This window comes from Tardiphaga sp. (genome assembly GCF_028290785.1).
In the GTDB taxonomy this organism is placed as follows: domain Bacteria; phylum Pseudomonadota; class Alphaproteobacteria; order Rhizobiales; family Xanthobacteraceae; genus Tardiphaga.
Map to the genome: position 1 here is coordinate 1 of NZ_JAQGJD010000077.1, position 14,073 is coordinate 14,073.

12 protein-coding genes are annotated in these 14,073 nt (G+C 65.1%); 9 read left to right on the plus strand and 3 right to left on the minus strand.

Annotated features, from left to right (window positions below; all coding sequences use genetic code 11):
• Positions 1-387: 387 nt before the first annotated feature.
• On the minus strand, positions 388-1,035 hold the full coding sequence (locus JWR89_RS04415) for a DedA family protein (protein WP_299712193.1): 648 nt from the start codon (positions 1,033-1,035) through the stop codon (positions 388-390).
• Between the two features lie 299 nt (positions 1,036-1,334).
• Between JWR89_RS04415 and cobS the strand changes: the two genes are divergently transcribed.
• The 4 genes from cobS to JWR89_RS04435 all read left to right on the plus strand — a co-directional run bounded on the left by cobS (position 1,335) and on the right by JWR89_RS04435 (position 6,071).
• A complete protein-coding gene (cobS, locus tag JWR89_RS04420; RefSeq protein ID WP_299712195.1) occupies positions 1,335-2,330 on the plus strand; it encodes a cobaltochelatase subunit CobS in 996 nt (331 codons plus the stop codon).
• Between the two features lie 191 nt (positions 2,331-2,521).
• Positions 2,522-3,028, plus strand: a complete 507-nt coding sequence (locus JWR89_RS04425; RefSeq protein WP_299712198.1) for a DUF29 domain-containing protein — start codon at positions 2,522-2,524, stop codon at positions 3,026-3,028.
• Positions 3,029-3,055: 27 nt separating this feature from the next.
• The gene (gene cobT, locus JWR89_RS04430; protein WP_299712201.1) at positions 3,056-4,957 is read left to right on the plus strand and encodes a cobaltochelatase subunit CobT; all 1,902 of its coding nucleotides are present in this window, start codon (positions 3,056-3,058) and stop codon (positions 4,955-4,957) included.
• 112 nt (positions 4,958-5,069) lie between these two features.
• Entirely contained in the window at positions 5,070-6,071 is a 1,002-nt protein-coding gene (locus JWR89_RS04435; RefSeq protein ID WP_299712204.1) for an esterase-like activity of phytase family protein, read from the plus strand.
• 175 nt (positions 6,072-6,246) lie between these two features.
• On the opposite strand, the gene JWR89_RS04440 is transcribed toward JWR89_RS04435, so the two are convergent.
• The gene (locus JWR89_RS04440; RefSeq protein ID WP_299712207.1) at positions 6,247-8,973 is read right to left on the minus strand and encodes an EAL domain-containing protein; all 2,727 of its coding nucleotides are present in this window, start codon (positions 8,971-8,973) and stop codon (positions 6,247-6,249) included.
• 226 nt (positions 8,974-9,199) lie between these two features.
• Between JWR89_RS04440 and JWR89_RS04445 the strand changes: the two genes are divergently transcribed.
• The 4 genes from JWR89_RS04445 to JWR89_RS04460 all read left to right on the plus strand — a co-directional run bounded on the left by JWR89_RS04445 (position 9,200) and on the right by JWR89_RS04460 (position 11,978).
• Positions 9,200-9,523 (plus strand): metalloregulator ArsR/SmtB family transcription factor, encoded by a 324-nt coding sequence (locus tag JWR89_RS04445; protein WP_299712209.1) that lies wholly within the window; start codon positions 9,200-9,202, stop codon positions 9,521-9,523.
• Positions 9,520-9,930: an SRPBCC domain-containing protein gene (locus JWR89_RS04450; RefSeq protein ID WP_299712212.1), complete on the plus strand. Its 411-nt coding sequence runs from the start codon at positions 9,520-9,522 to the stop codon at positions 9,928-9,930. Before JWR89_RS04445 ends, JWR89_RS04450 begins: the two co-directional genes overlap by 4 nt.
• Positions 9,931-9,996: 66 nt before the next feature.
• A complete protein-coding gene (locus JWR89_RS04455) occupies positions 9,997-10,239 on the plus strand; it encodes a hypothetical protein (RefSeq protein ID WP_299712215.1) in 243 nt (80 codons plus the stop codon).
• A 461-nt stretch (positions 10,240-10,700) separates the two neighbouring features.
• Positions 10,701-11,978 (plus strand): MFS transporter, encoded by a 1,278-nt coding sequence (locus JWR89_RS04460; RefSeq protein WP_299712218.1) that lies wholly within the window; start codon positions 10,701-10,703, stop codon positions 11,976-11,978.
• A 40-nt stretch (positions 11,979-12,018) separates the two neighbouring features.
• On the opposite strand, the gene JWR89_RS04465 is transcribed toward JWR89_RS04460, so the two are convergent.
• Complete coding sequence (locus JWR89_RS04465) at positions 12,019-13,509, minus strand: sensor domain-containing diguanylate cyclase (protein ID WP_299712221.1); 1,491 nt, start codon at positions 13,507-13,509, stop codon at positions 12,019-12,021.
• Positions 13,510-13,747: 238 nt separating this feature from the next.
• Between JWR89_RS04465 and JWR89_RS04470 the strand changes: the two genes are divergently transcribed.
• Positions 13,748-14,073: hypothetical protein (locus JWR89_RS04470; protein WP_299712224.1), on the plus strand; the 326-nt coding region annotated here is incomplete at its 3' end.

The following is a 14,073-nucleotide window of genomic DNA, read 5'->3' on the forward strand; positions in this document are numbered from 1 at the left end:
CTCCCAGCCGCCGGGACCATGGTCGCCGCCGAACCGGCCGCCGCGCGGCCCGGCATGGCGCTCGCCGCGGTGCTCATGGCGGCCGCGTTCGCCGCGCATTGCGTGATGAAATCCAAACATGTGAAACCCTCTTGGTGTGTTTTCGATAGGGCTAAGATATATCTTTGAGGTGGACGCGCAAGAGCAAAGATATATCTTGGATGTATTCCAAGATGGCTTGGTGCGGTCTCTCCACGAGTCGTCCCCGCGAAGGCGGGGACCCAAAACCTCCGAAGCAATGTTTTGAACAAGGCCGCCATGGACGCGGTCCCGCCACACGGTGACAGCGGCTATGGGTCCCCGCCTTCGCGGGGACGACCCCCGGGAGACGCCGGTGCTAAGCTTCGGCTACTGGGCATCCACCGCCGCCCGTTTCCGGCGATGCCACCACCAGGTCGCGAGGCCGGCGAGGGTCGCGGCGATCAGCACCGCGGGAATCCAGATCTGCCTGCCGAAGCCGGTGTGGTGCGGCAGGCCGCTATAGTGATGCAACGCCGACACCGCCAGCACGCCGGGCAGCACATGCGCCGGCGCCCACAGCACCACCGCGAGGATGTTGACGGTGTAGAATTTGGCCGGCGCCATGCCGAGCGCGCCGGCGGTGACCGGCACAAAGGCGCGGATCGGCGGCACGAAGCGGCCGAAGAACACCGCGAGGGTGCCGAAGCGGTGGAAGAACGCCTCGCTCTGGGCGATGACCGCGGGATATTTCGACATCGGCCAGGTTTCGAGGATTTTGTGCTGCTGGATATGGCCGACCCAGAACGCCGTGCCGTCGCCGAGCACCGCGCCGGCGGCGGCGGCCAGCAGCACCCCGACCAGATCGAGGTCGCCGGACGGCACCAGCGCACTCAGCGCCAGAATGATGGTCGAGCCGGGGATCACCGAACCGACCACCGGCACCGCCTCCAGCAGCGCGGCGAGAAACAGCGTGAGATAGCCGAGCCAGGCATGGGCGGCGACGAAATGTGTCAACGAGTCAATCCAGGCAGTCACGAAGCTCCGATCCGGCGCGCCGCGCCTCAACCACGTATGGCGACACTATAGGGGTGAAAGCACCGGCGGCTGAGTTTGATCCGCCTGCGACCAAGAGCGTTTTCGACGACCAAGCCCTCCTGATTCGCAGGGCAGCCTTCCGGAATTCGCAGCCGGAACCTATCTGCATGATAATGCAGTGGAACTTTGATGGCGCCGTGGGCTTTGTCCGGCTGCATTGGTCTGCTACGTTCCATCCAGCACCCCATCCGCAGCCATTTCGAGACTGGTTTCGGCAGATCCGGGACCACGGAGGATTGATGACCGCCGCCATTTCCAAAGCCCATGAGCCCACTGGCATCCCCGACATGAAAGTGTCGGTACGGCAGGTGTTCGGGATCGACTCCGACCTTGAAGTTCCCGCGTTCTCTGACGGCGACCCGCATGTTCCGGACATCGACTCCGACTATCGGTTCGACCGCAACACCACGCTGGCCATTCTCGCCGGCTTCTCGCGCAACCGCCGCGTCATGGTCACCGGCTTCCACGGCACCGGCAAGTCGACCCATATCGAGCAGGTCGCGGCGCGCCTGAACTGGCCCTGCGTGCGCGTCAACCTCGACAGCCACATCAGCCGCATCGATCTGGTCGGCAAGGACTCCATCGTGGTCCGCGACGGCAAGCAGGTCACCGAATTCCGCGACGGCATCCTGCCGTGGGCGCTGCAGCACAACATCGCTCTGGTGTTCGACGAATACGACGCCGGCCGCCCGGACGTGATGTTCGTGATCCAGCGCGTGCTGGAAGTCTCCGGCCGCCTGACGCTGCTGGACCAGAACAAGGTGATCAAGCCGCACCCGTCGTTCCGGCTGTTCTCGACCGCCAACACCATCGGCCTCGGCGACACCTCGGGCCTCTATCACGGCACCCAGCAGATCAACCAGGGCCAGATGGACCGCTGGTCGATCGTCACTACGCTGAACTATCTGGCCCATGACGAGGAAGTCGAGATCGTGCTGGCCAAGGCCAAGCACTACCGCACCAACGAAGGCCGCGACATCGTCAACAAGATGGTGCGCCTCGCTGACCTCACGCGAAATGCCTTCGCCAATGGCGACCTGTCGACGGTGATGAGCCCGCGCACGGTGATCACCTGGGCCGAGAACGCCGACATCTTCAGCGACATCGGCTTCGCGTTCCGCGTCACCTTCCTGAACAAGTGCGACGAGTTGGAGCGCCCGCTGGTGGCGGAATTCTACCAGCGCTGCTTCAATGCCGAGCTGCCGGAGAGCTCGGTGAACGTCGCGCTGAGCTGAAGCTACGCTGTTTCTTGTTTCCTTCTCCCCCGCGCGAAGCGAATAGGTGGGAGAAGGTGCCTCCGCGAAGCGGAGGCGGATGAGGGGTAACACCAGGCTCGGAGTTCGTGGCACCCCCTCACCCGTCTCGAACCGCTTCGCGGGTCGATCCACCCTCTCCCGCAAGGGGAGAGGGAAGAAAGAGAGGCGCCATGAGCACGACGACAAAGTCAAAAGCTCGCTCCGGCTCGACCGAAACGTCGATTGCGCCTGCACGCTATGAAGATGATCTCTACGGCTGGGTTGAAGCACAGGTCGCGTTGCTGAAGGCCGGCAGACTCAATGAAATAGACGCGGAGAATGTTGCTGAGGAGTTGTCCGACGTGGGGCGCGATCAGTACAATAGATTGGAAAGCGCGCTGCGCGTACTGATGCTTCATCTTCTGAAGTGGGATCATCAGCCGACGCATCGTTCGCGAAGCTGGGTACGCTCCATTCAGGTACAGCGGAAACAGATCGCACGCACACTCCGAGAAAATCCGAGCCTCAAGCCGCGCATTTCGGAAGCTACCGCGGAAGCTTATGATGATGCACGGGGTGGCGCTGCATTTGAGACTGGTGTCCCTGAAACGGTATTCCCAACGGACTGCCCTTACGACTGGTCTGCCATCACCACACGCTTCGTCGAATTCGACGATCAGCGCTCGCCGAAAGATTGACATGTTGCTGGAGCGTCGCGCGATTTCATGAGCACCACACCCACCACCAACAAATTCCGCACCGGCGCCAAGGAGGCTCCGACCGAGCCGTTCAAGCGGGCGGTGACGTCGTGCCTGCGCGCGATCGCCAAGTCGCCGGAGCTCGAAGTCAGCTTCGCCGCTGAACGGCCGGGCTTGTCGCCGGGCAAGGCCCGGCTCCCCGAACCCGCGCGAAAAATGAGCAAGCGGGACGCCGCCATCGTGCGCGGCCACGCGGACTCCATCGCGCTGAAGCTCGCCTGTCACGATCCGAAAGTGCATCGCAAGCTGATGCCCGGCAATCCGCAGGCCCGTGGTGTGTTTGAAGCCGTCGAGCAGGCCCGCGTCGAGGCGATCGGCTCGCGCCGCATGGCCGGCGTGGCGAAGAACCTCAGCGCGATGCTCGACGATCATTTCCACCGCGGCAAGTTCGACGAGATCACCGACCGCGCCGACGCGCCATTGGCCGATGCGCTGGCGATGCTGGTGCGCGAGCGCCTCACCGGCCTGGCGCCGCCCGCCGCGGCGAAGAAGATGGTCGACCTGTGGCGCCCGATCCTGGAGGACAAGATCGGCCATCGCCTCGACAGGCTCGACAGCCTCACCGAGAACCAGGCCAAGTTCGGCGACGCCGTGCATGACCTGTTGTCGGCGCTGGAGCTCGGCGACGACCGCAACGCCGACTCCGAGGACGACGAGAGCGAGGACGACGAGCGCCAGGGCGAGAACGACCAGGCCGGCGCCGAAGGCTCGCCGGAGAGCGACGCCGCGCAGGAAATGAGCGCCGACCAGGCGCAGCAGACCTCCGACGAGATGTCCGATAGCTCGATGGATTCGGCGCAGGCCTCGACCTCCGAGACCTTCGACGATGGCGAGATGGGCGAGGACGACACGCCGGGCGAAGCGACGCGGCCGAATTCGCGCGGCGCCAACGAACCACGCGGCCCGGAATATCACGCCTTTGCGCCGAAGTTCGACGAGGTCATCGCCGCCGAAGACCTCTGCGATCACGACGAACTGGAACGGCTGCGCAGCTACCTCGACAAGCAGCTCGCACATCTGCAGGGCATTGTGGCGCGGCTCGCCAACCGGCTGCAGCGCAAGCTGATGGCGCAGCAGAACCGCGCCTGGGAGTTCGATCTCGAGGAAGGCATCCTGGATCCCGCGCGACTGTCGCGCGTGGTCACCGATCCGCACCATCCGCTGTCCTTCATGCACGAGAAGGAAGCCACCTTCCGCGATACCGTCGTAACGCTCTTGCTTGACAATTCCGGCTCGATGCGCGGCCGGCCGATCACGGTGGCGGCGACCTGCGCCGATATTCTGGCGCGCACGTTGGAACGCTGCGGCGTCAAGGTGGAAATTCTGGGCTTCACGACGCGGGCGTGGAAGGGCGGGCAGTCGCGCGAGGCGTGGCTGGCCGCCGGCAAGCCGGCCAATCCGGGCCGCCTCAACGATCTCCGCCACATCATCTACAAGTCGGCAGATGCCCCTTGGCGTCGTGCGCGAAAGAACCTCGGGCTGATGATGCGCGAGGGGCTGTTGAAGGAGAACATCGACGGCGAAGCGCTGGACTGGGCGCACAAGCGGCTGCTTGGCCGCTCCGAGCAGCGCAAGATCCTGATGATGATCTCCGACGGCGCGCCCGTCGACGACTCCACATTGTCGGTCAATCCCGGCAACTATCTGGAGCGTCACCTGCGCCACGTCATCGAAGAGATCGAGACCCGCTCCCCGGTGGAGCTGATCGCGATCGGCATCGGCCACGACGTGACGCGCTACTACCGCCGCGCCGTGACCATCGTCGATGCCGAAGAACTCGGCGGCGCGATCACCGAGAAGCTGGCGGAATTGTTCAGCGAGACGTCGGGGGCCGCACCGACGCGCGGCCGGCGGCGGAAACTGCATTAGCAAGCCGATGGTGGCCGTAGGGTGGGCAAAGCGAAGCGTGCCCACCACCCAGCAAATGAAAGAGTGGTGGGCACAGCGCAAAGCGCGCCTTTGCCCACCCTACGGCGCCGCGTTGGTCGTCGCGTTCGCGATCTCATCTTTCGCCCATGCGCAATCCGTCTCCGTCCCAGCATCGCCACTACCCAAATCCCCGGTCTCCATCGAGATCGACTCCCGCCCGATCCCGGCCTTCGACACCAGCGACCGCAGCCGTGTTCGCTTCGGCTCGCTGCAGTACCGCAGCGGCCTGGTGCTGACCTCGAAATATCGCGACTTCGGCGGTCTCTCCGGGCTGCGGCTGGATACCAAAGGCGAGGGCTTCATCGCTATTTCCGACAAGGGCAACTGGTTCACCGGCAGGATCGTCTATAGCGGCCAGGCGATGACAGGGCTTGCCGATGTCGAGGCCGCCCCGATCCTCGGCGCCGACGGCCGGCCGATCACCGCGCGCGGCTGGTACGACAGCGAGTCCATCGCGGTGGATGGCCCCACGGTCTACATCGGCCTCGAGCGCGTGCATCAGATCCTGAAATTCGATTTCGGCCACGACGGCGTCCGCGCCCGCGGCGAAGTACTGCCGCAGCCGCCGGGGATGCGAAAGCTGCCGTCCAATGGCGGGCTGAAAGCGCTGGTGGTCGGCCGCAAGGGCATGGCGCTGGCGGGCACGCTGATTGCGATCTCCGAGCGCGGCCTGGACCCCGCCGGCAACATCATGGCGTGGCTGATCGGCGGCAAGGCACCGGCGCAATTCTCGGTGCGCCGCACCGACGCCTACGACATCAGCGACGCCGTGCAATTGCCGTCCGGCGACGTGCTGCTGCTGGAGCGAAAATTCTCGCTGCTCGGCGGCGCCGGCATCCGCATCCGCCGCATCGCGCTGGCCGGCATCGTCCCGGGCGCCACGGTCGATGGCCCCTCGATCTTCGACGCCGACCTCGGCTTCGAGATCGACAACTTCGAGGGCATCGACGCCCATGTCGCTGCGGACGGCGACATCGTGCTGACGCTGGTCTCCGACGACAATTTCTCGATGCTGCAAAGAACGCTGCTGATGCAGTTCACGCTGGTGGAGTAGGGGGGCCTTACCCTCCCCTGGAGGGGGAGGGTCGCCAACATGGCGCGAAGCGCGATGTTGGCGGGGTGGGGTGAAAGGCTCATCGGTACCGCTCTGCCGCCCACCCCACCCCGTCTCGCACCGCGCTGCGCGCGGCTGCTCGCCGACCCTCCCCCTCCAGGGGAGGATAAAAACCCTACGCCGCCGCGCGTTTCGCTTTGTGCGTTTCCATCAGCGCGCGGACCTCGGCCGCCGGGCGGGCGGCGCTGAACAGCCAGCCCTGCATCTCGTTGCAGCCGAGCGTGCGTAGCAGGTCCTTCTGCGCCTCGGTCTCGACGCCTTCCGCGGTGGTCGTCATGTGGCGCGACGCGGCGATGTTGACCACCGCATTGACGATGCAGGACGAGCCGTTCGGTTCGGCGAGGTCGGCGACGAAGCACCGGTCGATCTTGATCTTGTCGAACGGGAAACGCTGCAGATAGCTGAGCGACGAATAGCCGGTGCCGAAATCGTCCAGCGCGATGCGCACGCCGAGGCTGCGCAGCCGGTGCAGGATGGCGAGCGCGACCTCGTCGTCGCGGATCAGCACCGCCTCGGTGATTTCCAGCTCCAGCCGCCGCGCCGGCAGGCCGGAGGCGGCCAGCGCCGCAGCCACCTTGAGCGCCAGCGTGTGGCTGCGGAACTGCACGGGCGATACGTTGACCGCGACGCCGATGTCGCCGGGCCAGCTCGCGGCTTCCTTGCAGGCGGTATTGAGCACCCATTCGCCGAGCTGGTTGATGACGCCGATTTCCTCGGCGACCGGGATGAATTCGGCCGGCGAGATCATGCCGCGCTCGGGATGGCGCCAGCGCAGCAGCGCTTCGCAGCCGGTGATGGTGTCGTCGTGCAGGCTGAGCAGCGGTTGGTAGTAGACTTCGAAGCCGCCGGCCTTGAAGCGACCGCCGTCGATCGCATGGCGCAGGTCGAGTTCGAGGCTGCGCCGCGCCTGGATCTTGTCGTTCATTTCCGGTTCGAAGAACCGGAAGGTGCGGCGGCCGTCGGCCTTGGCGCTATACATTGCCAGGTCGGCGTTCTTCAGCAGCGTGTCCAGATCGCTGCCGTCGCGCGGCGCCAGTGCGATGCCGATCGAGGCGTCGGTGAGCAGGCGATGGCCGAGGCATTCGAACGGCTCGCGGATCGCCTTGTAGATGCGGGCCACCAGGTCGGTGACGTCGCCGTGGCTCTCGACCGCGGTCTGCACGATGGCGAATTCATCGCCGCCGAGCCGTGCCACCACGTCGCTGTCGCGGACGCAGCCGCGCAGCCGCACCGCGATCATCTTCAGCAGTTCGTCGCCGACCGGATGGCCGAGCGAGTCGTTGATGCCCTTGAACTCGTCGATGTCGATATAGAGGACGGCACACTGCGCGCCGTCTTCGAGACGTTCCAGTTCGTGCTCGAGCTGGCCGCGGAACAGGGTGCGGTTCGGCAGGTCGGTGAGCGCGTCGTAATGCGCCAGATGGGCAATCTTCTCTTCGGTGATGCGGCGCTGGGTGACGTCCTCGTGGGTCGCCACCCAGCCGCCGTCGGCCACCGGCCGCGACGAGATCTGGATCGTGCGTCCGTCGGCGGTGTGTATCATCTGGGTCGTGGAGCGGCCGACGTCGCGCATCACGCTGTACACATAGGCATCGACATCGCCTTCGAACGTGCCGGTCTCTTTGCGATGCGCGATCACGTCGCGGAACGGCCGCCCGGGGGCGATCACCGCGCGCGACAGGCCGTACATGTCGATGTAGCGCTGGTTGCAGATCACCACCCGCGCCTGCGCGTCGAACAGCAGCAGGCCCTGGGTCATGTTGTCGATGGCGGTGCCGAGCCGGTTCTTCTCCAGCGTCAGTTCGGACTGCGCGGCGCGGCCCTGGTGCAGCATGTGGCGGATGACCAGGTACAGCAATCCGGCGATGATCAACGCGGACAGGACGGCCACGCCCACCAGGAAGCGGGTCTGGCTTCGCCAGTCGGCCAGCACGCCGTCCACGGTGGCGGTGACCACCAGCGCGATCGGGAAATCGCGCAGCAGTCGGATGGTGCCGAGCCGGTCGATGCCATCGACTGGACTGATCATGCGCTTGGTCGCGGGCTCGTCGCTGAAGCGCAGGTGCTGCATCAGCGCGCCGCCGTTGACCTTGCCGCCGGTCGCGTTGCCGGCGGAAGGGTAGCGCGCCATCAGCGTGCCGTCGCGGTGGAAGATGGCGATCGCGGCTTTGTCGCCGAGCATCACCGAGGCGAAGAACTTTTCGAAATGGTCGGGTTCGATGCCGCGGGTGACGACGCCGAGGAATTCGCCATTGGGCCCCTCCAGCTTGCGCGCGAACAGCGTCTTCCAGCCCCCGGTCATGCGGCTCAGCACCGGCCGCACCACTTCGTCATCGACCCCGAGCACGTTTTTCAACTGGATGAAATAATCGCGGTCGGCGAGGTTGATCGCCGGCGCCGGCCAGGCGCCCGACCAGTTGATCAGGTTGCCGTCGGCATCGAGCACCGTGAGGTCGCCGGCGACGTCATCCTTGAGTTGGGCCTTCAGCATCAGGTGCGCGTCCTGGCTGGCCATCCGCCGCGCGAAATTCTCCGGCGCGATAATGCCGTTCTGCCACAGATGCGCGATCAGGCTCTTCTGTACTTGCTGCAGGTCCTGGAACTGCTGGTCGAAATGCCGCGTCAGCAGCAGCGCGGTATTTTCCAGTTCGCGCTTGGAATGGTCGAGGGCGCGCTGGCGGAAATTGTCCACGGTCATGGCAGTGCCGACGGCGATCGCCGTCACCAGCACCACGCCGACGACGATCAGCCATCGCACCGGACCGCGCGGCGCCGACCTCGCCTGACTCTCACAGGTATTGCGTACGTCCTCGGCCTTCTGGCCCCGCAGACGGTATTTCATGTCGCCACCCTCTGGATGCATGATTACCGGTCAACAATGGAGGCAGCGTTAGCAAGTCAGGTAAATGGAGGGTTAATCCATCGCCCCCAACGGGTTGTCAGGCTTTTGGACAACGGCCGCGTGTCATGGTTTGCGAGCTGAATAACCAGCTCGTTGATCTTTCGCTTGACCAACCCATAACTTGCTGGTTATTGGTTTAACCGATAACTGACGGGTTATGAATTTAATGGCAGTCACCAGCGACGAAATCTTCAAGACGCTCGCCGATCCGACCCGGCGCGCGATCTTCGAACGGCTGTGCCGGGACGGCGAGCAGACGGTCGCGGCGCTGACCGCGCAAGGCGACGTATCGCAGCCCGCGGTGTCAAAGCATCTCGGCATCCTGAAGCAGGCCGGACTGGTGCTTGACCGGCATGCAGGCCGTCAGACGCATTATAGCCCGCGACCGGCGGCCCTGGCTCCGCTGCTGGACTGGACCAGCCGGATGGCCGGGTTCTGGGAAAGCCGCTTCGACGATCTCGAACAATTATTGAGGAGGATGGACAATTGAACATCGCAGCCACCGAAACACTGTCCGTCATCATCGAACGCGAGTTCGGCCATGCGCCGGAAAAGATCTGGCGGGCGCTGACCCAGCCGCATCTGATCGCGGACTGGCTCATGAAAAACAATTTCGAACCGCTGATCGGCCACCGGTTCGAGCTTCTCGCCAGCTGGGGGAAGGTCGATTGTCAGGTCACGGAAATCGAGCCGACCAGGAAGCTCGCTTATAGCTGGGAGGCGCAGGGCCTCGAAACCATCGTGACCTGGACGCTGACCCCCTCGAGCAGCGGAACCGTGCTGCGGATGGAGCAGGTCGGCTTCCGGCCCGAGCAGCAGCAGGCCTACCAGGGCGCGAGGTTCGGCTGGCCGCGGTTCTTTTCGGCGATGGAGCAGTTGTTGCCGCGGCTCGACTGATCGCGGCCGCCGCCGCCGTCATGAGCCGGCAAAATGGCTTCACCATTCTCTCATGAGGAGTTGTCAGTGAACATCAACCATTGGATTCGGCAGACCCACCGCTGGCTGTCGCTCATCTTTACGGCGACCGTCATCGCCAATTTCGTTGCCATGGGATTTGGAGCGCCGCCGGCCTGGGTCACCTATGCGCCGCTGCTGCCGCTGTTCCTGCTGCTGTTCAGCGGTCTCTACATGTTCGTGCTGCCCTATGTCGCCGGCGGCGTGCGCTCTCCGGCTGCGACAGCGACCGAACGACATCGCGCCAATTAAGAGCTGGGCGACCGGCTGAAGTCCGCGACGTCGGCTGCCGCGCGGAAGGCGATCCATCGCCAGCCCGTCTGCAATCTGCATGACGCTCTCCATCATTCGCGCCACCGCCCGGCCAGCCAGCCGGTGATAGCGATGACGGCCCGGTTTCTCGACCGCGATCAGGCCGACGGTGGCAAGTCGTGCAAGATGCGCGCTCGCCGTCGGCGGGCTTACAGCGACAACATGGGCCAGTTCAGTCGCGGTCAGCGACCGACCGTCCATCAGCGTAGCGAACTTGGCCGCGCGGCGGGCTCTCCCATCGGGGCAGCGGCTTCGGCAATCTTGGTCGATGTGGCCATCCGGGCACCCCGGTCGCCGAACAGCATAGGCGAAGACGGCAGGAAATACTTCGGTCCTCACCGAAGCATCGGCCCAGGATAATGCGGCAATAAGCAGCTCGGCTTAAACGGAGAAAATCCCGAATGACGGCCCTGCTGGACACCCCGATGCGCCCATTCTTCGGCTGGCGCGTCGTTGCCGCCACCTTCCTGCTCGCCACCTTTGGGTGGGGCATAGGTTTCTACGGACCGTCGGTCTTCCTCTATGCCGTGGTCGCGCGTACCGGTTGGCCCGTCGCGATGGTGTCGGCAGCGGTGACGGCGCATTTTCTTGTCGGGGCTGTCGTCGTCGCCAATCTGCCAGCGTTCTATCGTCGGTTCGGCGTGCCCGGCACAACGGTCCTCGGTGCAATCCTGCTGGCGCTGGGCACCCTGGGTTGGGCGCTGGCGGAACAACCCTGGCAGCTCTTCGTCGCTGCATTTGCGAGCGGGGCAGGGTGGGTCACTATGGGCGCGGCCGCCGTGAACGCGCTGATCGCGCCGTGGTTCGTGCAACGCCGTCCGGCGGCGCTGGGTATGGCCTATAATGGTGCGAGCCTGGGCGGCGTGATCTTCTCGCCGCTGTGGATCGCACTCATCACCGCGATCGGCTTTGCTCCGGCGGCACTCGCGATCGGCAGCATCATGGTGTCGGTGGTCGTTCTGCTCGCGGTGCTGGTGTTTTCCCGAACGCCGGAGCGGCTAGGCCAGCGGCCGGACGGGGACGGCCCACCTGCTGCCGCACGAAAGGCGACGACGGCAGCACCGCTTGGGCATCAACTCTGGCGGGATCTTCGGCTGCTCACGCTCTCTGCCGGGATGACGCTCGGTCTCTTCGCCCAAATCGGACTGCTCGCCCATTTGTTTTCGCTGCTGGTACCCGTGCTCGGCGAAAGCGGCGCAGGGCTGGCCATGGGAGGCGCGACGCTGGCGGCGATTGTCGGGCGCTCGGCGGTCGGCTGGCTGATACCTCCCGCGGCCGACCGTCGCCTCGTCGCCAGCGTTAGCAATGGCGTGCAACTTGTTGGCTCGTGCCTCTTCATCTTGTCGGCGGGGGCCAGTGGCCCTTGGCTGGTACTCGGCATCATGCTGTTCGGGCTGGGAATCGGCAATACCACGTCGCTCCCACCGCTGATCGCTCAAGCGGAATTCACGCCGGACGACACGGCTCGGGTCGTGCCGCTGATCGTTGCCGTTGGCCAGGCAGGCTATGCGTTCGCGCCGGCCGTCTTCGGACTGCTGCGGAATGGTGCGCTGATCGACGGCCATGTCGCGAGTGAGCGTGGCATTTTTTTCGCTTTTGCCGCCGTCATTCAACTGGGAGCGATCGGATGTTTCGTCGCGGGGCGCAAGCGATGGTCGAATGACGCTGCGGATGAATAACATCGCGCATCAAGCCGTGGACCGAGCGCGCGCGTCGCAACTACGCCGCCATCCACTTCCGCAGCGGTGCGGCGGGAAACGTCTGGTTGCGACCGCGGGCCTTGGCGGCGTACAGCGCGCCGTCGGCGGCCTTGATCAGGTGGCCGGTGGTGGTGGTCGATGACGGCACCAGGCTGGCGACGCCGATGCTGACCGTGGTGGTGGTCATGCCGTCGCGCTCCAGCTCGCCCACTTCAATGCGAATCCGTTCGCCGAGCTCGATCGCCTCGGTCAGCGACATCCCCGGCAGCACCAGCGCGAACTCCTCGCCGCCGTAACGCGCGGCGCAGTCGCTGGCGCGCTGGGCGTGGCGCGAGATGCTCCAGGCGATGCCCTCCAGCACGAGATCGCCGGCCTGGTGGCCGAACGCATCGTTGAAGGCCTTGAAGTGGTCGGCGTCGATCATCAGCAGCGCCAGCCGCGTCCGGTTGCGCAGCGCGCGGCGCCATTCGGTCTCCAGCACGGCGTCGAAATGCCGGCGGTTGCTCAGCCCGGTGAGGCTGTCGGTCATCGCCAGCCGCGCCATCTTGTTCTCGATCTCGGCGCGTTTCTTCATTTCGCGGGCCAGCACCAGCATGACGCCGCAGGCGATCAGGCCGAGCGCGCCCATCGCGCCGCCGATCCGCAGCGCTTCCTGGCGCCACTGCCCGAAGATCGAGGCGGTGGAACGGGCGACCATCACGATCAGCGGATGGGTGCCCTCGCGCCAGACATACAGCCGCTCGATGCCGTCGCTGAGGCTCTTGCCGACAAAGTCACCGGAGAACGAGGCCAGTGCCTTCTGCACGCCGCGCCGCCGGGAGATGTCCAGGCCGATCTCGTCCATATTGAACGGCGCGCGCATGATGACGACGCCGTCCTGGCGGATCACGGTGATCAGGTCGTCGGGCTCGAGCTGCAGCCGGGCGATCATTTCGTGGAAATAGGTGTAGCGGATGAAGCCCGACACCACGCCGAGAAAGGTGCCGTCGCGCGCCGCGACGCGCCGGCTCAGCACGATGCCATAGGCGCCCTGGTGCAGTCGCGGCTTCGAGATGTACAGCCCGAACAGCGGATCGCGCTTCTGCACCTTGAAGAACTCGTCGTCGGCGAAATTCTGCGGCGCCGGGTCCGGCGCTTCGGAATCCATCGTGACGCGGCCGGTCGCGTCCATCACCTGGATGGCGCCGAAATGCCGCGCGGTGGCGGCATGGTCGAACAGGATCAGCCGCTGCATCGCCTTGCTGGCGGCCTGCACGTCGGGATCGGTGAGGTGGCCGGCGACGTTGCGCAGCGACAGGTCGTACAGCTCGATGTTGCGGGCGACGTCGGCATCGATCGAGCTGGCGAGGTTGCCCAGCGTCTGGTGCGCCAGCCTGTCGTCGCCGCGGCGCATGCTGAGCACGACGCTGCCGCAGATCAGCGAGAATCCGATCACGACGATGCCCGCCGCGACCAGAAGCCAGCGCGACGAGATTCGGTGGAGGGTCGCTACGCTCTCTGGGGCCGGCATTGGCCGTATCATCTCAAATAAATAAGGGTACGCGATGGCCAACACTTAGCACCTGCTGCTGAAGGATTTGATGGCTAAGCGACATATACACTCTTTGTTTCAGGCATTTGCGCCGACCGGTTAATGGCCGCTTAAGAATCTCGTTCAACGTCCCGCGCGCGGCGCCGGTTCCGTCGCGGAACACGCTGCGTCGCGATTCGTGCTATGGTTCATTCCTGTGCGGCATCCGGAACCTGCGATGGACGACAAGTATCACAAGCGCCTGCACAAGAAGGCCAAAAAGGGCCGCCGCGGCTGGCCGATGGCGACCGTCGCCTATTACGGCCCGGATCTGGATCGTGCCACCAAAGTCAGCGTCGGCATCATGCCGGCCTTCGCGCAACCGGCCATCGCGATGCGCGCCTGGTCGATCGCCGAAGGCGACATCCGCCGCAATTCAGATGTGATCCGCGAAATGCTGGAGTTCATTGCCGAGCACAACGCGCTGTCGGTCGGCATCGCCGACGCCATTTTGGGTTGCCCGCACCAGCAGGACATCGACTACAGCGGCGACTGGTGCCCCGA